The organism is Polyangiaceae bacterium, assembly GCA_020633235.1.
Classification (GTDB): domain Bacteria; phylum Myxococcota_A; class Polyangia; order Polyangiales; family Polyangiaceae; genus JACKEA01.
This window is the reverse complement of the sequence record JACKEA010000004.1, coordinates 388718-410149: the sequence shown is the minus strand read 5'-3', so window position 1 is coordinate 410149 and position 21432 is coordinate 388718. Positions and strand designations below refer to the sequence as shown.

18 protein-coding genes and 1 tRNA gene are annotated in these 21432 nt (G+C 67.9%); 10 read left to right on the top strand and 9 right to left on the bottom strand.

Annotation, left to right across the window (positions count from 1 at the left end; translation table 11 throughout):
• Window positions 1–3 precede the first annotated feature (3 nt).
• A complete protein-coding gene (locus H6717_23245) occupies window positions 4–1422 on the bottom strand; it encodes a class I SAM-dependent methyltransferase (protein MCB9579961.1) in 1419 nt (472 codons plus the stop codon).
• Window positions 1423–1487: 65 nt separating this feature from the next.
• The gene (locus tag H6717_23240; protein ID MCB9579960.1) at window positions 1488–2066 is read right to left on the bottom strand and encodes a response regulator; all 579 of its coding nucleotides are present in this window, start codon (window positions 2064–2066) and stop codon (window positions 1488–1490) included.
• Window positions 2067–2255: 189 nt separating this feature from the next.
• Here H6717_23240 and H6717_23235 point away from each other — a divergent pair, with 189 nt between their 5' ends.
• Both H6717_23235 and H6717_23230 read left to right on the top strand, forming a co-directional pair.
• Complete coding sequence (locus H6717_23235) at window positions 2256–2717, top strand: hypothetical protein (GenBank protein ID MCB9579959.1); 462 nt, start codon at window positions 2256–2258, stop codon at window positions 2715–2717.
• The gene (locus H6717_23230) at window positions 2704–4155 is read left to right on the top strand and encodes a radical SAM protein (protein ID MCB9579958.1); all 1452 of its coding nucleotides are present in this window, start codon (window positions 2704–2706) and stop codon (window positions 4153–4155) included. The genes H6717_23235 and H6717_23230 overlap by 14 nt, the downstream gene beginning before the upstream one ends.
• 23 nt (window positions 4156–4178) lie before the next feature.
• Here H6717_23230 and H6717_23225 read toward each other — a convergent pair whose 3' ends face one another.
• The 3 genes from H6717_23225 to H6717_23215 all read right to left on the bottom strand — a co-directional run bounded on the left by H6717_23225 (window position 4179) and on the right by H6717_23215 (window position 6964).
• Window positions 4179–5387: an acyl-CoA dehydrogenase family protein gene (locus H6717_23225; protein MCB9579957.1), complete on the bottom strand. Its 1209-nt coding sequence runs from the start codon at window positions 5385–5387 to the stop codon at window positions 4179–4181.
• 109 nt (window positions 5388–5496) lie between these two features.
• Complete coding sequence (locus H6717_23220) at window positions 5497–6126, bottom strand: TVP38/TMEM64 family protein (GenBank protein ID MCB9579956.1); 630 nt, start codon at window positions 6124–6126, stop codon at window positions 5497–5499.
• Between the two features lie 160 nt (window positions 6127–6286).
• Complete coding sequence (locus H6717_23215; GenBank protein MCB9579955.1) at window positions 6287–6964, bottom strand: histidine phosphatase family protein; 678 nt, start codon at window positions 6962–6964, stop codon at window positions 6287–6289.
• 75 nt (window positions 6965–7039) lie between these two features.
• On the opposite strand from H6717_23215, the gene H6717_23210 reads away from it, so the two are divergent.
• Both H6717_23210 and H6717_23205 read left to right on the top strand, forming a co-directional pair.
• Window positions 7040–8410 carry a protein kinase gene (locus H6717_23210; protein ID MCB9579954.1) on the top strand — a complete coding sequence of 457 codons (1371 nt, stop codon included), beginning with the start codon at window positions 7040–7042 and terminating at the stop codon, window positions 8408–8410.
• A gap of 15 nt (window positions 8411–8425) precedes the next feature.
• Window positions 8426–9079: a hypothetical protein gene (locus H6717_23205; GenBank protein MCB9579953.1), complete on the top strand. Its 654-nt coding sequence runs from the start codon at window positions 8426–8428 to the stop codon at window positions 9077–9079.
• Window positions 9080–9102: 23 nt separating this feature from the next.
• Here the strand turns inward: H6717_23205 and H6717_23200 are convergent, their stop codons facing one another.
• From H6717_23200 to H6717_23190, 3 genes are all read right to left on the bottom strand, one after another.
• Entirely contained in the window at window positions 9103–10227 is a 1125-nt protein-coding gene (locus H6717_23200) for a hypothetical protein (protein ID MCB9579952.1), read from the bottom strand.
• 562 nt (window positions 10228–10789) lie between these two features.
• Window positions 10790–10871, bottom strand: a tRNA-Leu gene (locus H6717_23195).
• A 90-nt stretch (window positions 10872–10961) separates the two neighbouring features.
• Complete coding sequence (locus tag H6717_23190; GenBank protein MCB9579951.1) at window positions 10962–11645, bottom strand: transposase; 684 nt, start codon at window positions 11643–11645, stop codon at window positions 10962–10964.
• A 453-nt stretch (window positions 11646–12098) separates the two neighbouring features.
• Here H6717_23190 and H6717_23185 point away from each other — a divergent pair, with 453 nt between their 5' ends.
• The 6 genes from H6717_23185 (at window position 12099) to H6717_23160 (ending at window position 19469) form a co-directional block, all read left to right on the top strand.
• Window positions 12099–14648, top strand: a complete 2550-nt coding sequence (locus H6717_23185) for a hypothetical protein (protein MCB9579950.1) — start codon at window positions 12099–12101, stop codon at window positions 14646–14648.
• Window positions 14641–15486, top strand: coding sequence for a hypothetical protein (locus H6717_23180; protein MCB9579949.1), 846 nt, complete (start codon window positions 14641–14643; stop codon window positions 15484–15486). Before H6717_23185 ends, H6717_23180 begins: the two co-directional genes overlap by 8 nt.
• A 71-nt stretch (window positions 15487–15557) precedes the next feature.
• A complete protein-coding gene (locus tag H6717_23175; protein ID MCB9579948.1) occupies window positions 15558–15833 on the top strand; it encodes a helix-turn-helix transcriptional regulator in 276 nt (91 codons plus the stop codon).
• Window positions 15833–16870 carry a helix-turn-helix transcriptional regulator gene (locus tag H6717_23170; GenBank protein ID MCB9579947.1) on the top strand — a complete coding sequence of 346 codons (1038 nt, stop codon included), beginning with the start codon at window positions 15833–15835 and terminating at the stop codon, window positions 16868–16870. The genes H6717_23175 and H6717_23170 overlap by 1 nt, the downstream gene beginning before the upstream one ends.
• 150 nt (window positions 16871–17020) lie before the next feature.
• Window positions 17021–18340: a hypothetical protein gene (locus tag H6717_23165; GenBank protein MCB9579946.1), complete on the top strand. Its 1320-nt coding sequence runs from the start codon at window positions 17021–17023 to the stop codon at window positions 18338–18340.
• A gap of 79 nt (window positions 18341–18419) precedes the next feature.
• Window positions 18420–19469, top strand: coding sequence for an aldo/keto reductase (locus H6717_23160; protein MCB9579945.1), 1050 nt, complete (start codon window positions 18420–18422; stop codon window positions 19467–19469).
• 2 nt (window positions 19470–19471) lie between these two features.
• Here the strand turns inward: H6717_23160 and H6717_23155 are convergent, their stop codons facing one another.
• Window positions 19472–21418 carry a sulfatase gene (locus H6717_23155; protein MCB9579944.1) on the bottom strand — a complete coding sequence of 649 codons (1947 nt, stop codon included), beginning with the start codon at window positions 21416–21418 and terminating at the stop codon, window positions 19472–19474.
• Between the last annotated feature and the right edge of the window lie 14 nt (window positions 21419–21432).

The following is a 21432-nucleotide window of genomic DNA, read 5'->3' as shown; positions in this document are numbered from 1 at the left end:
CAGTCATTTCCAGAGGCGTAGGAACAGATTCACACCCAGAGGCTCGGAATCCACCATCATGCGCGAAGGTGTCGGGTCGAGAGCTTGCGCAAACGCGAGCAGGTCCTCCGGTGAACGGTGGATCAAGAACCAATCCAGAGCGTACTCCATGAAGAAGCGCGTGGGGTTGTGGGCGGCCACGTTTCCAATCGCGAGCTGCCCTCCGGGGATCAAGGCCTCATACAAGGCCGACATCAACGCGGTCACGCTCCGCTGGTTCAGGTAGTCGAAGAGCCCTGCGCTGTAGATGAAGTCCCGCTCGCCAAGTGCCGCAGAGAGCTTCTTGGTGGTGAGCAGCCGCCGCACGGACTCCTTGATGAACTGAACGCGCGCGCCGTGTTTGGCCGCCAACGGCCCGAGCGTTCGCTCGGCGAAGGTGATGGCGCGGTCCTCCTGGTCGATGAGCGCGATCTCGAGGCGAGGCCCGAGCCGTGGCTGCTCTTCGAGCAGCTTGGTGATCTCGCGCGCAGGACCACAACCGATGCTGGCGATGCGAATGCGGCCGTCCTTCTCGAGCGCCATCTCGCGAATGCGGGCGCCGAGGTATTCGAGGCGATTGATGTTGGCCCGCGCTGCCGGCTCCTGCGCTGCGTAGATGTTGATCACCTTGGAGAACAGCGAGTCTCCCTCGGCGTGATCCCGGTACAGCATGTTCATCATCTCGTAGTCGCCCGCGTAGCCCAGAGGCTTCTCGTAGGCGCGGCGCAACAGAGGGGAGGCACACAAGAGCGGGATCACGTGCGCGCGAAAGTATGCGCGGTAGTGCGAGTGCTGGTCTTCCGACAGGCGCGACGCGAAGTCCGACAGCTCCGCCGAAGCCGCGTTCAGCCGCTCCACGAGGATGGGCGACACCTCTTCTTGATATGCCTGCAGCGTCTGCTCGCGGGAGAGCAGGTCCATCCCGTCGAGGGCGCGCTCTTCCGCGTCCAGGAACGCCTTGGTGGTGAGCAGGTAGGAGCGAAAGTCCGCTACCCATGCCTTGAACTCGCTGAAGATGCGCGCCGTCTCGTTGGCCGAGAGCACGGCGCTGAGACGATCCGCGAATCCATGGCGCGAGCCGAAGCGATACACGAGGCCGAGATCGATCCCGCGAGACTCGAGCTCGATGCCGATCACCAGGTCGTCCTCCCGCTCCATCACCCGGCGCACGGAGGCAGTGCCGCGGTAGATGGTGCCTTCGCGGCATTCCAGGCGCAGCTTTTCCAGGCGATCCCCGACCAGCACCAGGCCGGCGGATGCCGCCGCGCCATGCACCACGAGGGCGGCGCCGGTGAGCGACAGATCTTCCACGTGGGCGGAGAGCTTGCCCATGGCAGCGTGCTGAGCCGTGGCCCGCATGTGCTCCAGGTTGAGCTCTCCCGCCCGCAGGCGGTGCGCGCGCATCCTGCGGCCACTTCTGGGAACGGGTCTGGGATCGAGCTGAGTGCTGAGAAGAGGGGCGGGCTGAGTCATGAGGCTACCTCGTGAGCTCTCTCGATACCGAGAGCGGCGAGCAGATGGTGGGTTTCGAGAGGCTTGACCAACCAGGCGGCGGCGCCTGCGGAACGGAAGCTCCGTTCCATTTCTGGTGATGGATTGCCGGTGAGGGCGACGACGACGATGTGCCGAGTTTCGGGAGAAGCTTGCAGACGACGACACACCTCCACGCCATCGATGCCCGGCATGTAGGCGTCGAGCAGCACGGCATCCGGGCGGAAGGTTCCGACCTTCAGCAGGCCATCCACGGCGCCTTCGGCGATTTCCACCTCGAGCTCCGGCGCGTAGCGCTTGAGCAGGCGCTTCGCCGTGCGGAGGAAGGCGTCGTCGTCGTCGATGATCAACAGTCGGGATACGGGCGCAAGGTCCTTGGGGATCGGCATCTGGTGCTCGCGCAAGAAGCGGAGCAACGCCACCGAGTCGATCCGCCGGTGTCCTCCGGGCGTCCGGTAGGCAGGCAGAAGGCCTTTGTCGATCCAGGACAGCACCGTGGAGGGGCTGACCCGGATGAGGCGGGCGACCTCATGGGAGGTGAGGGATACGGTTCTCACAGCTTCTGCAAGTATCGCAGGAATTGTAGGAATTGTAGATATTGTAATTATCCCTCCCAAGGACGCCGAAGGTGCGACCTGTACCCACATGGCTGAGCCCCCTGACGGCAGCTCTGGCCAGGCCTTGAGAGGGCTGGATGATTTCGCGCAGATTGACGCTGGATCCCGGGTGTTTCACGCTGTTTGCGCATGTCCGAGGCGCCGCGGTCCGTCCGAAGGCTCTGGATTCGGCCGCTGCTGTTTGGGATCGCGGTGGTCACCCTGCCCTTCCCCTGGGTCGAGGTTCAGGGCACCTGCGGAGCGCCCATGCACAGCCCCGAGGTGAGCACTGGGGCCCAGCTGCTCACCAAGGACCCCGCTCCCGCCATCGTTCTCGCGACGTTGGTGGTGCTGTCCCTGGCGCTCCTGTTTTTGGCACCACGTCTCACTCGGGGCCTGCGCATCGTGGTGCAGCTGGCGGGCAGCGTAGCCAACGCCACCGTGTTGTTCCTCACCTGGTTCCTCGCCACCTTCGTGCTGTTCGCCAACGTGAAGCTCAAGGCGCCAGTGATCATCGCCAGCGTGGCCCTGGTCGCCACGTTGGTCGAGAGCCTGTGGCGCATGACGTTGGACCTCTACGCGCTGCTCGCGGAGCGTCATGAGCGACGCTGAGCTTCGCTCGGGCCTCGTCTTCGCCGAGGCACGACTTTCGAGTGTTGCTGCGCACGATGGCGCGCTTCACGTCGTCTTCGAGCTGCCCAGCGGCAAGGAGATCACTTTCGCCCTCGACACCTCGGGTCCAAAGGGCCCGTTCCCCACGTGTCCGGAGCTCAGCTATCGCAGCACGTCCGTCCCCTATTCCGAGATCGCTCCCGTGGGTCGCGCGCTGGCCGATTTCATTGTCGGGGCGGCGCGGAACCTCCCGGTCCGAGAGCTCGTCGCGCGCTGGCTCACAGAAGCGTCCAGCCTCGACGCGTCGTTCGACGCGTTGGTCGGCCATCCCGAACGGAGCCTGACGGTCGCCGATCACGTCGCGCCGGAGCTCGCCGACGCGCGCCCTTGCACGTTGCCCTGGACCCGGCTCGAGCTCGGCTTCGGCGCGAGCGTCGGACCGTGCTGCGCGGACTTCCAGGCTGCTCCTCAGACGGCCAGCGGCAGCTTCGCGGAGCTGTGGCACGCCCCGCACATGCGCGCTTTTCGCCGCGCCTTGTCCGCCGGCGGCCCTCCACGGACCTGCAGCCCAAGCTGTCCACGGCTCCGCGGTCGCTCCGACTCCCTGGCCCAGCTCGTGCTCCGCGGCGGCCCGGCGCCCTTCGTCGAGAATCAGCGCCACGCCCTGAACGCCATCCTCGCGGGCAGCGAGCTGCCCGCCGGCACGCCCCTCGAGCTCGTGATCTCGACCACCAGTCACTGCAACTACGATTGCCTGATGTGTCACTTCGGCGCGGAAGGCTCCCTCGCCGACGAGCTACCCCAGAGCTTCTACGACTCCCTCACGGAGCTCCTGCCCGGCCTCGCTCGGCTCGAGGCCCTGGGCGGCGAGCCGCTCTCTTCGCCCGTGTTCCGTGAGTTCCTCGCCAGCGGCGCGCTCCCCGCCCACGCGAAGGTCGCGCTCACCACCAACGGCAGCTACCTCACGCCCAAGGAGCTCGAGCGCCTTTCCGGCGTGAGCTTCGAGCACGTCACCGTGAGCTTGAACGCCGCCAGCGCGGAGACCTACGCGCGCGTCAACCGCGGACTGCCCATGACGCGCATTCGAGAGAACCTTGCCGCCCTGCGCGAGCGCGTCGAAGCCGTCACCTACAGCATGGTGCTCCTGCGGGAGAACCTGACGGAGATCGAGGCCTTTGCCGCGCTGGCGGAGCGCGACGGCGTGGGCGTCCGTTTCATGTTGCCGATGCACGACCGCAACGGGCAGAGCATCATGACGGACGCCGAAATCATGCGCGACGTGGAGCGACGTCTGCGTTTGGTGGCGAAGCGACTCGGCGCGCGGGATGCCGCGCGGGCCCTCGGCGAAGCGGAAGTGCTGTCCGACAGGCTGGCCCGCGGCGTGATCCGGGCATTGCCGGATGACCTCGTCGAGCTCCGACGTCCGTCCGCGGTGTGACCGCGGCGGACCGACATGAAGGCTCAACCCGTCTTGATCTGGATGCCGTAGCCCTTGAGGATGCGACGCGCGACGGCCTCGATGTGCACTTCGTCGGCGCCGTCGTAGATGCGCGCGGCGCGCTCGTGGGCGTACCAGTAGGCGAGCGGCGTGTCGTCCGTCATGCCCAAGCCGCCGAGGCCCTGGATCGCGCGATCGAGCACGCGCCCCAGCGTGCGCGCCACCGTGAATTTGATGAGCGAGATCTCTTCCCGCGCGGCGTACACGCCTTCGTGCTCGATCTTCCAGGCGGCGTGCAGCACCATCAGGCGCGCCGCGTGGATCTCCGCGCGACTCTCGGCGATCCACTGCTGCACCATCTGCTTGGAGCCGAGGGGCTTGCCCGGCGCGAGCTCCCGGGTGGCCGCGTGGCGGCACAAGATGTCGAGCGCGCGCTCGCAGATGCCGATCCACCGCATGCAGTGGTGGATGCGACCCGGGCCCAGGCGCTGCTGCGCGATCACGAAGCCCATGCCCTCGCCGCCGAGGATGTTCTTCTGCGGCACGCGGGCATCTTGGTAGCTGACCTCGGCGTGGCTGGCCCAGTCCCCGCCGCGGTGACCCATGATCGAGAGATTGCAGATGCGCTCGAAGCCGGGCGTGTCCGTGGGCACGATGATCATGCTGGCGCGGGCGTGGGGCTCGGCGTCCGGATCCGTGACGGCCATGCAGATGGCGAAGGCGGAGCCCTCGGCGCCGGTGGAAAACCACTTGTGGCCGCGGATCACCCAATCGTCGCCGTCTTTCTTGGCGGTGGTGCCCATCCACACCGGGTTCGAACCGGCGAACTCGGGCTCCGTCATGGTGAAGCAGCTGCGGGCCTCGCCGCGGATCAGCGGGCGCAGGAAGCGCTCCTTCTGCTCCTCGGTGCCGTGCTCCATCAAGATTTCCATGTTGCCGACGTCCGGCGCCTGGCAATTGAACACGTAGTGCCCGATGGGACAGCGCCCGAGCTCTTCGCTCATGTGCGCGAACTCCGTGAGCGACAGCCCTGCGCCGCCTTGGTCCTCGGGAATGTGCGCCGCCCACAGACCGGTCTGCTTGGCGCGCTCGCGCACCTTCTGGAGCTTGGGCAAGAGCGGCACGAAGCCGTCGCGCCCGAGCTCCGGCTCCAGCGGAAACACTTCCTTCTGCATGAACTCGCGAACGCTCTCGCGCACGGTGCGGACCTTGGGGGATTCGGAGAAATCCATGGCGCTACTTTAGGCGACGCTCGGAAGAGAGAGAGAGAAGAAAACCGCCAAAGCGCCACGCGCGCCGTTCCAGTCGCTCAGCTTGGATTTTTTGTTGGTGCGGCGCGGATCACGCCCCGGTGGCGTTCGTCGCGCGGCGGCGGTGCAGCCACACCACCAGCACTGTCGTCAGGACCGCAAAGCCCACGCCGACCCAGGTCTCCACGGAGACGGCCTTGGCGGCTTCGAACAGCCGCTCCCCGAAGAAGCTCACCAAGAACAGCGGCAGCAGGTAGCCCGCGAAAGAGCCCCAGAAGTGCGTCGAGAAGCGCACCTTGGAGACCCCGAAGAAGGCGTGGAGCAGCGGCGGCATCCAAAAGATGATGCGCAGAGTGAACACCGTGAGAAAGGCGCGCTTGGCCAGCGCTTCGTCGTACTTCTTGAAGCGCGCGGGAATGCGCATCGCGATCCAATCCCGCGCCACGAAACGCGCGAACGAGAAGCCGACGACGCTGGCGCCCAGGGTGCCCACCATGGACAGCGCGAAGGCGACGGGCCACGGCCAGATCAACGCCGCCGCCCACACGAACACCGTACCCGGGATGCCGAAGGGCTGCAGCAGCGTGTACGCGGCGATGAACGCGACGTAACCCCAGGGGCCGAGCTCCACCAGGGTGCGCTTGAGCTCTGCCGGCTCCGCGAAGCGCTGCAGGATGCCGAGCTGGTGGCTCACGACGAGCAAGAGCACCACCGCCAGCACGGCGGCGATCTTGGCTTGCTTCGGCGAGCGATCCCCGAGCGGCAACGGTGACCTCAGACGCGGACGGGAACTTGGAGGAACTGCTTCTTGCGCAGCAGCAGGGTGCGGAGAGCGCGCGGCATCGACATCGCATAGTATCCGAGAACGGCGGGCGCCAGCGTCAGGGCTCGCGCCGGGGAAAACCCTCGAACATGTAACCCTGGTCGCCGTCACCGTCGATCAGTCGGACGGCGCAGTTATTGGGGTTCCGCTCGTCCTCGAACCACTCCGGCGAGCGGTGGCACCACATCATGACGAAGGCGCGCAGCGTGACGCCGTGACAGATGACGACGATGTCATGGATGTCGTGATCCTCCGCGTCCCGTTGGAAGGTGCCGAAGGCTTGGTGCACGCGAAGCGCCACGTCGAAGCGGCTCTCTCCGAGCGGCATGCGAGCCCAAAACTTTCCTTCGAAGCGGCAGCATTTGTCGTAGTGAGCGGACTCGTTCGGAAAGCGGATGGGCAGCTCTTCATCCGGTACGCCGTCGAACAGGCCGAACTGCTGTTCGCACAAGAGCACGTGCTCCCGCGAGTCCATCAGCCACTGCCCCGCCGTTTCGACGATCCCCGCGCCCGTCTCCCGGGTGCGCTTGTAAGGGCTCACCCATAGACGAATGGGTGGCCGTTCCGCAGGCGAGCCGTACACCTCGCGAAAGTGCGCATCGAGCTTCTCGCCGGCGACGCGCGCCTGCTCGCGCCCACGCTCGGAGAGCGGGATCGCGTGATCTGCCATGCGAGCGTGCACCGATGGATCGACGTTCCCCGCGGACTCCCCGTGACGTACGAGCAAGATACGCACGCAGGGGATGGTAGCACTCGCGCGGCGTGCCCGCGCCGCAGCGACAAACCCTCGGCCATGGGGTAGCCTCCCGTCGTGCTCGGCGAGGGGCAACGGTTCGATCGCTACGTCATCGAAGGCTCTCTGGGACAGGGAGGCATGGGGCACGTGTATCGCGCCTTCGACGAACGGCTCGATCGCCACGTGGCGCTGAAGCTAGTGCAGATGCCCGAGGGCGAGGTGGAGCGACCGGAGCTCTCCGCTCGCTTGTTGCGGGAAGCGCGCGCCGCGGCCAAGCTCGATCATCCGAACGCCGTCGTGATCTACGACGTCGGCGAAGAGAACGGCACGCCGTTCATCGCCATGGAGCTGGTGGAAGGACGGACGCTGCGCGAGGTCGGCACCAGCGCGTCCCTGAAGGATCGCGTGCGCTGGTTGGCGGATGCTGGGCGCGCCCTCGAGCACGCCCACGAGCGCGGCTTGATCCATCGCGACGTGAAGCCCGAAAATATCATGGTGCGCGACGACGGCCGCGTGAAGGTGTTGGACTTCGGCATCGCGCGGCGCCTCGCGAGCCCGGTGGACCCCACCGGCCCGACAGCGAGCCCGGCGCTGCCCACCCTCACCCGAGAGGGGACGCTGATCGGCACCACGCGCTTCATGAGCCCGGAGCAGATCCGCGGCGGAGAGCTGGATGGGCGAAGCGATCAGTTCTCGTGGGGCGTCACCGCCTATGAAGTGCTCGCCGGGCGCTCGCCGTGGAAGGGCGACGACGCGCTGGCGTTGGCCGCCAGCGTGCTCACGGACGAGCCGCCGCCGCTCACGGGGGCCCCGAAGCCCATCGCAGAAGTGGTGCGTCGCTGTCTCGAGAAAGATCCCGCCCAGCGCTTCCCTTCCATGAAGGACGCCATCGCCGCGCTGGAAGGCGCTCCGCAAGCGGAGTCGGCGCTGTCGAGCTACTCCACACGCGAGGTGAGCCAGATCTTGCGCCGCGCCATCGACCTCGAAAGCCAGAAGAAGAACGGCTTGTCTCGTGAAGATCTGGTGGAGGTCGCCGCCGAGGTGGGGGTGAGCCGCAACGTACTGCTCGAAGCCGTGCGCGACCTGGATCGCTCCACGCCGGGGGCGGACCCCCGAGGTCTCGCGCGGCTCAAGCGCCACGCAGCGACCTTCGCTGTCTTCGCCGTATTCTTCGTGGTGTTGGATCTGCTCACCTCCGGTGGTCGTTGGTTCTGGTGGCCTTTGATGGGCTGGGGCCTCGGGCTCGCGCTGCACGCGGTGCGGCTGTACTTCCCGAGGCATCACGAGGTGTCGCCCGCCGTCGAGCGCGACGTGCGAGTGCTCACCACGCGCGCGCGACGCCGCCTGCGTGTGGAAGCGCCGCGGGCCCGCGTGGACGACGCAGAGGACGAAATCGTCGACGAGATGGACGTCCCGCCTCGGCGGGTGGCTCACCGCGACGACTGAGGTACCCTGCGTTCCATGCTGAATCGAACCGTGCTCGTCGCGCTGGCGCTGTGCGCGTGTGAACCTTCCGCGCCGCCGAACCACCCGACACCCGCGCCGACCTCCAACGGCGGTGAAGCAAGCACCGAGTGTGCGGGCCCCGCCCCCGGCCCGGGTTACGAGTGCGTGCGTGATTGTGGTCCCCCAGTGGCACGAGAAGGCGATCCGCCGCCTGGCTACAGTTGGCTCAGCGCGAAGGACGCCGAGAATCGCAAACAGTTCGGCTGTCCGATTTGCCTGCCGGGCGCTACGCGCATCGCGACTCCGAAGGGCGACGTCGCTTTGTCTTCGCTGCGCGTGGGTGATGCGCTCTGGACCACCGACGCCGAGGGCGCCCGCGTCGTGGGACAGGTGATGTACGCCGCCTCGACGCCGCTGAGCGGCTCGCACCAAGTCGTTCACGTGACCCTGGCGGATGGTCGCAGCGTGTGGGGCTCGCCGGGGCACCCCACGCTGAGCGGCGGCGCGCTCGGCGGGCTGCAGCCCGGGGACGCGCTGTCCGGTAGCGTCGTCACCCATGTACAGCGGGCGCCGTTTCCTGGAAGTCGAACGTACGACGTGCTGCCCTCCGGCTCGACGGGCGCGTACTTCGCGAACGGCGTGCTCCTGAGATCGAGCTTCGTTCGCTGATTGTCGGGGCGGCGCGATACCCGTCAGTACACCCAGGTCGTCGGAGCAGCGGGCGGCGCGATGGTGCGGAAGATCTTCGTCGCGCCCACCAGCCATACGTCCGCGTCGCTGACGACCAGCACTTCCCCGACGCCCTCCGACAGCGGCACCTGTTCCCAGACTCCCGACGGCGAACGCCGGTAGGACTTGTCGTCGCTGATCGCCCACAGTGTGCCGTCGGGCTGCGCGTCGATGGCATCGACGCGGGCGAGCGGCGGCTGCATCAAGGACGCCTTGTCCGCCTCGACGCGCAGGAGCTTCTTGTCGTGCGTCAGCACGAACGCGACGCTGGCGCTCACGGCGGCGATTTGACGGACGGAGCTACCCACGTTTACGCGGCCGCCGCCGGGATGGCGGCGAAGCGTGGAGCTGACGCTATCCGCGAAGTACAGGGTGCCGTCCGCGCTCGGGTCGACGACCAGCGGGGTCTGCACGTCTTCGACGGGTATCGTCGGTCGCTTGCGAACGTCGAAGAAGACGAACGGTTGGTCCGGCGAGGGCTCGTCTTCGATCACGAACAGCGGTCGACCCCCGAGCGCACCGACGGCTTCCACGCTACCCAGTCCGCTGCCCGCGCGTCCTGCTGCGTGGAGCGCACCCGCGCGGAAGGTCGAGAAGCTCGGCGGGCCGGGGTTCGTGCCTTGAATCGAGACGTACACCTCGTCCGGCCAATGGCCGGAGACGAACCACAGGGAGCCCGTGACCTTCTTGGCGGCCTTCTGCACCGCGCGCGTGAGCGACTTCTCGAGCACGATGCTCGCGCCGTCGACCCGCGCGACGGTGGTTCCTCGCCGCTGATGGATGAACTGCGTCGGACCGGGCTCGACGACCAAGTCCGTCGCGTTCTCGACGACGACGTGAAACGGGCTCGGCCCCGACGCGACGGGCGGCGGGGCGACCGTGGGCGGCAGGGCGACCGGCGGCCGGGCGACGGCGCTGGCCGGCGCGCTCGCGCTGGCCGCGGCGCTCGCTGCCGGCGGCGGAGATACGACGGGCGGCGCGACGGTCGACGCGGGCGCGCCTCGAGAAGCCGACGCGCCTCGAGAGGGCGGCGCCCCCGCGCACGCACCGACGCAGCCCACGACCAGCAGCGCCACCCTCGACGTCATGCGGCCCAGTGTCGCACGGCGCGCACGCGGCGCCGAGGGCGTCGACGTCCACCGTCGCGCAGCGCGTCGCTTTGACGGGCAGGGCGTCGCTTCGACGGGCAGGGCGTCACTTCGCCGGGCAGGGCGTCGCTTTGACGGGCAGCGCGTCGCCTTGACGGACAGGGCGGCCGCGAGGTTCCGCGGCGAAGCGACATCCTGCGGCAGCTTCAACTGACGAGCTCGTGCGCTCGAGAGGACTCGAGCCGGGCGCGGAGGCCGGAGGCCGAGGCGTAGGCCTGAAACCTCCATCGAGCACGAGCTCTGCGAGTGCACGAGAGAGGACTTGAGCCGGGCGCGGAGGCCGGAGGCCGAGGCGTAGGCCTGAGACCTCTATCGAGCACGAGCTCTGCGAGTGCACGAGAGAGGACTTGAGCCGGGCGCGGAGGCCGGAGGCCGAGGCGTAGGCCTGAGACCTCTATCGAGCACGAGCTCTGCGAGTGCACGAGAGAGGACTTGAGCCGGGCGCGGAGGCCGGAGGCCGAGGCGTAGGCCTGAGACCTCTATCGAGCACGAGCTCTGCGAGTGCACGAGAGAGGACTTGAACCTCCACGGGTTGCCCCGCCGGAACCTAAATCCGGTGCGTCTGCCAATTCCGCCACTCGTGCCAGAGTGCCCCCGGCGCGGGGAGCGCCAAGGGAGGCGAAGACTAGAGCGAGGGCCGGACCGAGGCAAGCGGACGCAGCTCCGCACACGGGCTAGCCCGCAAACGGGTGTTCCGCGATGACTCTTGGACCCGGGGTGAAGCTGGGTGCGATGGCTCCACACGCACGTTTCCAGGTTCGCATCATGTGACTCTGACCGGGAACGACGGGCGGTGACGCACGGGCGCGGCTTGAAACCGGGATGGTCCAGCCGTCAAAGGCGTGTGCGCTCGAGAACTCGTCCACCCAGTCATCCTTGACGTCATCCACGAGGCAATGGCGGCGGGCGTTGTTCAATACGTACGCGAGCACGTTGCGCATGTCGCGAGCGCTCCGCACCACGCGACTGAAGAAGCGATCCGCGAAGACCTTTCCGCGGCGCTTCATGACCAGGTTCAGCCCCTTTGCGATGCGAATGGCGATGCCCTGCATCGCCCGCGACAGCACGCGGGGCGACTCCGCTTCCGCGACCAGGTGCACGTGGTTGCCCATCACGGAAAAGTGCACGACACGGAAGCCGTCCCGCTCCTTCCACGCGGCAAGGGCCTTCTCGATCACGCGGAAGCACCGCTTGGCGCGCAGGTTGTACACGGTGTCGAGGACGCGGAGGCTCGCGTGCACGGCAAGGTCCGCATCCGTCTCCTCGCGACGCTGGTGCGTGACCCCGCTCTCCTGACGCGGTTTGCGCCCCGCGCCAGGACGCCGCCCTCCCCAACCCGTGCCGCGCTGCTCCGCCATCTTGATTCCGGCATATATAGTCCCTGGGCGGGGGGGATGCAAGGTGCGACGGGGCGGCGCAACGTGGGTGACGCGCGGGGCGGCTCGACGTGCGGGGCGGCTCGACGCGCGGGGCGGCTCGACGCGCGGGGCGGCTCGACGCGCGGGGCGGCTCGACGTGCGGGGCGTCAGGGCGGGGCGGCTCCACGCTCAGGGCGGCTCCACGCTCAGGGCGCCTCCACGCTCAGGGCGGCTCCACGCTCAGGGCGCCTCGACGCTCAGGGCGGCTCCACGCTCAGGGCGGCTCCACGCTCAGGGCGGCTCCACGCTCAGGGCGGCTCGACGTGCGGGGCGTCAGGGCGGGGCGGCTCGACGCGCGGGGCGGCTCGACGCTCAGGGCGGCTCGACGTGCGGGGCGTCAGGGCGGGGCGGAAGTCACGTCATCGTCACAGACGGTGGCGGTACGCTCTCGGCATGCGGCGACGACGATGGACGTGGCTGGCGGCGGTGGTCGCCCTCGGGCAGGTGGCGGTGGGGCTGGCGGGGTGCGGGGACAGCGAGGATGGAGCTCCTGCCGGCAAGGCGTGCGTGGCGCCGGCTCCGCCGGCGGAGGCCGCGCGCAAGGTCGGCACTTCCGACGGTGTGACGCTGTTACCCGGCGGGCGCGCTGTGAGCCCCGCGGGAACGGAGACGGTGCTGGGCGGCTTTCCGGCCAACGTCGTCGTTCACCCGAGCCTGAAGGTCGCGTACGTCGCGAACACCGGCTACGACAAGCGCGCCCTGCAAGTCGTGTCGCTCTCGGACGGCAAGATCCTGCAAGACCTCGAGCGGCCGGAGGTGTTCAGCGGACTGGTCGTCACGCCGGACGGCAAGCGGCTGTTCTCGTCCGAGGGGTACGCCCACTTGCTCGAGGCGTATGACATCGGCTCGGACGGCACCCTCACGCCCGCGGCGCAGCTCGACGTCGGCAAGTACCCGGCAGGCCTCGCGCTGTCACAGGACGGGAGCACGCTGTGGGTCGGCCTGTTCCTGGGCAAGGCCCTGGTGCAGGTAGACGTCGCCACCCTGACCATCACCAACACCTTCAAGCTGCCGACCCGAGCCTACGCGTTGCTGGACGTCCCCGAGAAGCAGGAGATCTACGTCACCGGCTTTGGCGATCGCTTCTTGATGGTGGTGGATCCGACCACGGGCGAGGTGAAGAAGAAGCTCGAGGTAGGCGGCAATCCATCGAGTCTGGCCAAGGCGGCAGATGGCTCCGAGGTCTTCGTCTCGGTGTCGGATGCCGACGCGGTGATCACGGTGGACACCACGAGCCACGAGGTGGTCGATACCCAAGCCGTGGGGGAGCCCAGCTTGGCCGCCGCCGACGGCACGCCGCTGCCCGCGAGCAGCCCGACGAGCTTGGCGCTGAAGGGCGACGACCTGTACGTGATTCGCGCGGCCGACAACGCCGTGTCCGTGCTGGACGCCGCCACGCTGGAGCCCAAGGGCGCCATCCCCGTCGGCTGGTACCCCACGGCCGTGGCCATCTCGGGAGATACCCTGGTGGTGACCAACGGCAAGGGCGTGGGCACGGGACCGTTGGCCAAGGGCCAGTCCGGCAAGAAGTCCATGAAGGGATCGCTCTCCTTGGTGAGCCTCTCGGACGTGAACCTCCCGGAGGCAACGGCCAAGGTGGAGGCCAACGTGCGGCGGCCGAGCGAGGTGTACCCCTTCGAGTGCGACGGCACCTTCCCAATCCCCACGACGACGGGCGGCAAGACGCCGATCAAGCACATCGTGCTCCTGGTGCGCGAGAACAAGACCTACGACGCGCTCTTCGGCAGCCTGGAAAATGGCGACGGTGACCCGAGCCTCACGCTGTACGGCGAGGACATCACGCCGAACATCAGCGCGTTGGCGCGGCGCTTCGCCCATCACGACAACTTCTACGATGACAGCGAGAGCAGCGTGCAGGGCCACCTGTGGCTCACGTCGTCCTTCGTGAACGACTACATGGAGCGCACCTGGATCGAGGGCTACCGCGACGCGCTGGCGGACTTCGGAGCGGACAGCCCCACCGAGCGCGGGCAGCCGGACTTCGGGACCTTCTTCACCCACATGATGAAGAACGACATCAGCTTCCTCAATTTCGGCGAAGTGGTCGGCACCTTCGACGAGTACGACGGCGTCTCCGTGCTCGATCACACGGACCTGAGCTTCCCCGGACTGTTCTTCAACCTGAGCGTGAAGGACGAAGAGAAGGCCAAGTACGTCATCGATCGCTTGGTGACCCAGGAAGACTTCCCGCAGTTCGTGTACCTGCTCTTGCCCAACGATCACACGCAGGGCTCCGACGCCGGCGCGCCGACTCCGGAGTCCATGATCAGCGACAACGACTACGCCACGGGGCTGGTGGTGGAGGCCATCAGCCACTCCAAGTTCTGGAAAGAGACGGCCATCTTCATCGTGGAGGACGACCCGCAGTCGGGCGCCGATCACGTCGACTACCACCGCTCGATCCTGGTCGTCGCCAGCCCCTGGGCCAAGAGCGGCCACGTGAGCCACGTGCAGGCATCGTATCCCTCGCTGTTTCGCAGCTTCGAGCTGATGCTGGGCCTGCCCCCCATGAACCGCTACGACGCGATGGCGACGCCGCTGTACGACGCGTTCACCATGAAGCCGAACATGGCGCCGTACACCGCCCTCGAGCGGACCGTGCCGGACGCCTACAACACGAAGAGCTCCACCGGTGCTCGCTGGTCGGCGATGATGGACTTCGACGGGCCGGACCGCGCGCCGGATCTGGGAGACTTGCTGTGGTGGATGAAGCGGGGCGCGCCGCCCGCGGGCTCGCGCCTCGCAGAAGAGCTGGAAGAGGGCCGGACGCCCAAGGCCGTCGAAGACGACGATGACGACGACGCCAGCGAGCGCGACATCTACGACCGCGGCTGGGCCCACGCGAAGCGCTGGCTCGCCGCGCACCCGGAGGTGAAGGCCGACATCCGGCCACAGCCGAGCCAGCGGAGGAAGCGTGACTGAGCTGCGCGTCGCCGTCGCCCTGCTGCTCTTGTCCGCCAACGCGACGGCGCAGGATCTATGGACGGTAGATCGACGTCCGCAGCGGGCCGTGGTCCGCGACGAGCCAACAAAAGAAATCGAAACCCAGGCTGAGGCTACGAAATCCCGGGGAGTGGATCCGGCGTTTGCGCATGTGATCGATCCGGGGCTGCCGGCGCCGATGCACGCGGTGGCAAGCATGGGGGCCGCCTATGCCAGCACCGACGCGGCAACGCGCCCGCTGGCGGCGGACGTGCGCCGTGGCGGGTGGGTGAACGACCTTGGTTTGGGCCTCGCGCTGCACGAGCGGATCGGCGTGGAGGCAGCGCTGCTGGTGGCGCCGCCCAGAGCAGGCGACGACGCCCCGCGATGGGCTGGCCGAGGCGGGGCGCGCTTCGTGATCTCCGACAGCGACCTCCGGCTCTCCGCCATCGGTGGCTACGTGCGCGACTTCACGAACGAGAGCGGACCCTTCGCCGACCTGACCGCGACCTGGGACCTCGGCAAGCTGCGTCTCGGCTCCATGCTCCATGGCGAGAAGATGCTCGCAGCGGGGCGCGACTCGGTGGACGTCATCGGAGCCCTGGGCGCCTCGTACCGCGTGGTCGACCCGCTGCGGCTGGGAGCGGAGTACGTGGGACAGGACTTCGAAGACGCCTGGGAGGACGAGGAGGCCGAGGGCGGCGCGCGGCACTTCGCGGGCGCCACGATAGCCGTGGCATTTCGAGACAACCTGCGCCTCGTCGGTGGCCCCGCGGTGGGCCTGACGGAAGCGTCTCCGCGGCTGCTGGGTCGAGCAAGTCTGAGCTACGTGTTCTGACATAGTCATTTAGACGACCGCACCCCCGGCGCTGGCATTCGTGACCCCATCGGGCGTACGGTGCGACGAGGATGGCCAGGGAGGGCGCACCCCGCGTCAGTGTGCTGGACCAACCCGGAACCAAGCTCTGGGTGGTGAGCTTTCCCCTCGCTGAACACGCCGGGCTCACGGCGGCGGAGCAGCAGGTGGCGCTGTCCGTTGCCCGCGGCAACACCAATCGCCAGATCGCCGAGGCTCGCGGAACGTCCGAGCGCACCGTCGCGAATCAGGTCGCCTCCGCGTGCAAGAAGCTCGGCGCCAAGAATCGCCGGCAACTCGCCGTCGCGCTGGCCCGAGGGAAGCCCTGATGCGCGCCGAGCCTGCTCTATCCGTACTGGAAGCCGCCTATCGCCTGGAAGGGAGCGAGGACGAGTGGCTCGACGGCCTGACCCAGGCGGCGGCGCCGTTGAGCGACACCGAGGTCGGCGTGCTCGCCGTCGCCTACGAGCCCGAGCCAGCGCCTTTTCACGCGCGCAAGATCTCCACGCGCTACCGAAACAAGGAACTGCTGGAGCAGGCGTTCCTCGAGATCGAGCAGATTGGCAAAGATCACCCGGCGCTGGCCGGCACCATTCATCGCACCACCATCAGCGAGACGACGACGGAGGCCTTCCACCGCTGGGGCTTTCCCTTGAGCCTGATGGACGAGGTCTATTCCGTGCGCATGCACGGCCTGGGCGTGCACGACACCTTCAACGTCCAGGGTATCGATCTGCGCGGTCGCGCGCTGTGCTTGATGGCGGCACGGAGTGAGCACACCACCGTCCCCAACGTGAGCCGCGCGGTGTGGCAGCGCGTCGCCGTGCATCTGTCGGCGGCCATGCGCTTGCGTGCGGCTGTCGGCGACCTGCGGCGCACGTCGCTATTGGATCGCGCCCACGCGGTCTTCGATGCACGGACCCAGCGCTGCGTGCATGCCGCTCCGGAAGAAGCCTTGAGCGACCTGGAAGTGCTGCGAGAGGCGGCAAGAGCCGTCGACCAGGCCCGCAGCAGCGCCCTGCGCAACGACGCGAACAAGGCGCTCGACCTGTGGCGCGGCTTGTTCGCCGGGCGCTATTCGCTGGCCGACGTGTTCGACTCCGACGGGCGTCGCTTCGTGGTGGCCTACGAGAATCAGCCGGACGTGGCGTCGGACCGTCGGCTCACGCGGCGCGAGCTCCAAGCCGTGGCGCTGGCGGCCTCCGGTCATGGGGACGCGCTCGGGGCGTACGCCTTGGGCGTGACCACGTCCACCTTCCGGCGCCACCTCGGCCGCGCCCTCGTCAAGCTCGGCATCTCGGATCGCACGCTGCTCGTGGATCTGGTGACTCGCTTCGAAGCGCTGAAGGACGACGCCGCGCTATAGTGCGCGGAGTGAGACGGACAGTCTTCGACGTGGAGATCCGCACGCTGGAGTGCGGTCAGTGCGGAGCCCCCGTGACGGGGAGAGGCGGGCGGCAGCGCGCGCTGCCAGTTCTGCAATGCAACGTCGCAAATCACCGTTCGCGCGCGCCACGTGATCGAGCGACGCGGCTCGATGGCGGACGAAGTGGCGCGCCGCGCGCGGCTGAAGGCGCAGCTCGACTCTCCCCTCACCGGCCACGCCTACGACCTGAGCCGTGCGCCGTTGGGCATGAGCCACCTGCCGGCGAGCGGCATCCCGGCGCTGCGCAGCGAATGGAACCGGCTCAAGTCCACCGGCATCAGCTCGGATCCGGAAGCTCAGCGAACCCTGTGCTGGCTCGCTTTCCAGCTCGCCGATGCCCTCGACCGCGCCGGTGAGGCGCTGGCGGAGCGCGCAGCCTTGGAGACCGCGCTGGAGCTGTTGCCGGACGAAGGACACCGCCACTTGCTCCGTTGCCGGCTGGCGATGGAGGCCATCGCGGAAGGCAACCTCTCTTCCGCGGAAGGATGGCTGGCCGAGTGCGATCCGGAGCCCGAGGTGCTCGAGCTCGACAGCGCCTTTCGCGAAGCGAAGGCACGCCTCGGCCTCGCCCGTCAGGACTTCCGCGGGGTGCTTTCGGTGGTGGGACAGAAACGGGGCGACGTGCCCATCCACCCGGAGCAAGAAGCCGCTTGCGATCGCCTGCGCGCCCATTCTCTGGAGGCGTTGGGCGAGCGTCGCCTCGCAGACGCCGAGCTGTCTCAGTCCCTCGCCAAGCAGCGCGGCGATCGCATTCGTGCCATCCAAAGGGATCGCGTCGGCCTCGCTCCCTTGCTGCGAGTGCGCGTCGCCGAGCTCGGAAACGTGAGCGGCGGTTTCGCTGCCGCGCTCGCGTCCGGCCTCTTCTGGTGGCCCATCGCCGCGGCCATCCTGTTGGTGGTGGTAACCATCCCGCGTTGCACCTTGGATCGGGATCCACTGCTGGGCGTGAACGGTTACGCCTTGTGCCCCAACGTGTGCAGCACGTGCGATGGCCCGCTGCGCGTCGTCACGCGTTGGTCGTGCAGCGGCGGTGAGTGCACCAGCAATGGTCCGCAGTACTTCTGCCCGTCTCCCGAGAATCAGATCGAGCAGATGAGCGACGACGAGCTGGAGTCCAAGATGTACCACCTTCGACAGTACGAGCTGAGCATCGCGCCAGCGGCCACCTCGTACCTCATGCTTCTCGGTCTCGCGCTGCCGGTGCTGCTGCTCCGCACCCTGGGGCGCTATCGTGCGGACGCGCTGCGCAAGAAGGAGCTCGAGCGCGAGATCGACGGCATCGCCCGAGCCGCCAAGCTCCCCGTCCCCGTCGTGAAGCGCTCCAGCACCAGTCTCCTCGTGGCACTCGGCTTTGCGGGTCTGTGCATCGTCCTCCCAGTGCTGGCGTCCCTGTTCGAGCTTTACGTTTAGATTGTCGGTCCGCCGCGGCCACACCGCTTGACGCCTTCACGTCACATCCACACAAAACGTCTCTTCCAAGGAGATCGAGATGCTGCGCTATCGACTGTTGGGGCCCTCGGGCCTGAGGGTTTCGGAGATTTGTCTGGGCACCATGAGCTTCGGCACCCAGTGGGGCTTCGGCGCGGACGAAGCAGAGAGCCATCGCGTGCTCAGTGCCTACGCAGACGCCGGCGGCAACTTCCTGGACACCGCGAACAAGTATCACGGCGGCGAAACCGAGGAGATCGTGGGTCGTTGGCTGGCAGGCAAGCGGGACCGCATGGTGGTCGCCACCAAGTACACCCTGAGCATGGACCACACGGATCCGAATGCTTCCGGCAATCATCGCAAGAACTTGGTGCGTTCCGTGGAAGCCAGCTTGAAGCGGCTCGGCACCGACAGCATCGACCTTCTGTGGGTGCACGCCTGGGACGACTACACGCCGTTCGACGAGACCATGCGCGCCCTGGACGACGTCGTGCGTTCCGGCAAGGTGCAGTACGTGGGCGTGAGCGACACGCCGGCCTGGGTTGTGAGCGCATCCAACGTGCTCGCCGAGCTCAAGGGCTGGTCGCCCTTCGTCGGCCTGCAGATCGAGTACAGCCTGCTGCAGCGCACGCCGGAGCGAGACTTGCTGCCCATGGCCGACCAGTTCGGCCTGTCCATCTTGGCGTGGGGACCTCTCGGCGCGGGCGTGCTCACCGGCAAGTACACGCGCAAGGGCGTGGAGAACGACTCCCTGCGCAAGCAGGGCAACGAGGCGCGGGGACGCACTTCCGACAAGGCCCTGGAGATCGCCCGCACCGTGGATGGCGTCGCGGACGCGCTGGGTGTCACCAGCGCGCAGGTGGCCATCGCCTGGGTGGCGGCGCAGGGCTACCGCTACTTGCCCATCGTGGGTGCCCGCAAGCTGAGCCAGCTCGAGGATTCCCTGGCCGGAGCCGAGGTGAAGCTCGACAAGGAGCAGCTCTCGAAGCTCGACGCGGTGAGCGCCATCGAGCTGGGCTTCCCGCACGACTTCCTGGGATCCGACGGCGTGCGGGATCTGGTGCGGGGAGAGCTCCGGAGCCGCCTCGACGGCCGACCCACGCGGCGCTGAGGTCAGCGCCCCCAGGGGATTTCGTAACCGTCCTTCCGGAAGCGGTGGGCTTCGAAGAACTGGTTCATCACCCGCAGCCGTTCGGTGGAAAGCGCCCCGAGCTCGCCGTAACGGTTGTTCTGCTCTCTCGGGTCCGTGCGGAGGTCGTAGATCTGCTTGGTGTGTTTCTTGATGTCCACGATGAGCTTGAGCTTGTCGCGAAACAGCATGCCTCGGAGACCACGGGCGGACTCGAAGGCGACGGGACGACTGAGAATGGTGTCCTTGCCTCGGACGTAGGGCAAGAGGCTCTGCCCCATGTACACGCCGGGGGTCGGTTTGCCGAACAGGTCCAGGAGCGTGGGCCCGATGTCCACCAGGCTGGCGGGGGCGTCCACGACCCGCGGCGGCTGCCCCGGGACGTGCACGATGAGCGGGATGCGCAAGAGCTCGTCGTACAACGTGGTCGCGTGGTAGCGCGTGCCGTGCTCGAGAAATGCTTCGCCGTGGTCGGCGCCGAACACGATCACCGTGCGCTGGCTCAAGCCGGCGTCTTCCAGGGCCGCTAGCAGCTGCTTCATGCCTTGGTCGACCAGCTCGACCTCGGCGAAGTAGCTCTCGAAGGGCGTGCTCTTCCGCCCGCCACGGTCATAGGGCGCGTGGGGGTCGGCGAAGTGAGCGAACAGGAACAACTTGCCTTTGTCGTGCGCGCGGACGCGGGCGATGATCTGCGGCATCATTTCCCGCACCCCGGCGAAATCCCCGTGGCCGCGCACCACCCGCTCCTCCGCGAACCCCTTCACCAGACCAGTGGCGTTCACTATTCCCGGCAGGCCCTGGATGTTCACCGTCTTCACCCCCGCGCGAGCCAGGAGCTCGGAGAAGCGCGGCGTGTCGTCCAGGTGCGGGTAGAAGTAGCGCTTGTGCAGCTTGGGGTCCCGCGTCCAGTACAACGACGAGAAGTAGCGGCTGGTGAACAGCGCTGCCATCGCCTGCAGCGTGGACGGAGCCACGGTGCGCGCCTGGCTGAAGAACGTGGATTCGTCGCGCAGCTTCTTCAGCGTGGGCAGCCGCGCGGCGAGCTCCGGTCGTTCCAACAGATCCGCGCGGAAGCAGTCCACCGTGAGCAGCAGCACCACCGGGTCCTTGGGTAGCACCGAGGGCTTGCTGGGAAGCACCAGCGGTTGGTCGCGCCGCGACTTGAACCATTGGTCGTTCGAGCGCACGCCGGCGCCGCTCGCCTCCTCGTCGCTGCGAAGCTCCGCCAATAGCGGCGCCAGCACGGTGCCCGGGATCTTGTACAGCTCCAGGGCGACCACGTTCGACGGCGGCACCAACACCGCCGCCGCAGCGACGACAGCGGCGACGGCGACGAGGCTTTGAGCCACCCGTCCCGGCGCGGGCGTCGCATCGGGAGCGGCGATGCCTCCGGCGAGCAACAGCGCCGAGGTCCACGCGCCAAAGAAGTGAACGCCGGGATAGTCCCCGATGAGCACGCGATCGTTGGCGACGGCGACGGCCAAGCCGAAACCGGCCAACGCGAGGCGAAACCACCAGGCCCGCGCGCCGCCGGCCAAGAACGCGGCCACGGTCACCGGCGCGGTGATCAGCGCCACCAGCGAGGCTTCCGCCAGGGGCCGCGGAACGGCGTCGGGAAAGCGCCCCGCTGCAACGGAAATGTCATCCGCAAGGACGTGAAGGCCGAGGGCGAAGGCCACGACGGCGATCGCCACCAGGCCGAAGCGCCGGGGCCGCGGAACGTAGCGCGTGAAGAGCCACACGGCGGTCGCCGCGAGCAGGCCCATCGCCAAACACTGCCCAAAATCGTACCCCACGTGCAGCAGCCGAACGCCGAAGCTCGGGGGCCGCCGGGTGGTGGTCAGGATCACCACGGCGTTCACCAGCGCGATGACCATCCAGGCGAGGATGTGGGCGCCTGCGCGCCCCCGGCCGATGACGAGGCTCCGCATTTTTCGACATCTTC

Coding starts and splice junctions, on each gene's coding strand:
- H6717_23245 (MCB9579961.1), bottom strand. CDS start 1,422: ATGCGCGCGCACCGCCTGCGGGCGGGAGAGCTCAACCTGGAGCACATG.
- H6717_23235 (MCB9579959.1), top strand. CDS start 2,256: ATGTCCGAGGCGCCGCGGTCCGTCCGAAGGCTCTGGATTCGGCCGCTG.
- H6717_23230 (MCB9579958.1), top strand. CDS start 2,704: ATGAGCGACGCTGAGCTTCGCTCGGGCCTCGTCTTCGCCGAGGCACGA.
- H6717_23225 (MCB9579957.1), bottom strand. CDS start 5,387: ATGGATTTCTCCGAATCCCCCAAGGTCCGCACCGTGCGCGAGAGCGTT.
- H6717_23205 (MCB9579953.1), top strand. CDS start 8,426: ATGCTGAATCGAACCGTGCTCGTCGCGCTGGCGCTGTGCGCGTGTGAA.
- H6717_23200 (MCB9579952.1), bottom strand. CDS start 10,227: ATGACGTCGAGGGTGGCGCTGCTGGTCGTGGGCTGCGTCGGTGCGTGC.
- H6717_23190 (MCB9579951.1), bottom strand. CDS start 11,645: ATGGCGGAGCAGCGCGGCACGGGTTGGGGAGGGCGGCGTCCTGGCGCG.
- H6717_23185 (MCB9579950.1), top strand. CDS start 12,099: ATGCGGCGACGACGATGGACGTGGCTGGCGGCGGTGGTCGCCCTCGGG.
- H6717_23175 (MCB9579948.1), top strand. CDS start 15,558: ATGGCCAGGGAGGGCGCACCCCGCGTCAGTGTGCTGGACCAACCCGGA.
- H6717_23170 (MCB9579947.1), top strand. CDS start 15,833: ATGCGCGCCGAGCCTGCTCTATCCGTACTGGAAGCCGCCTATCGCCTG.
- H6717_23160 (MCB9579945.1), top strand. CDS start 18,420: ATGCTGCGCTATCGACTGTTGGGGCCCTCGGGCCTGAGGGTTTCGGAG.
- H6717_23155 (MCB9579944.1), bottom strand. CDS start 21,418: ATGCGGAGCCTCGTCATCGGCCGGGGGCGCGCAGGCGCCCACATCCTC.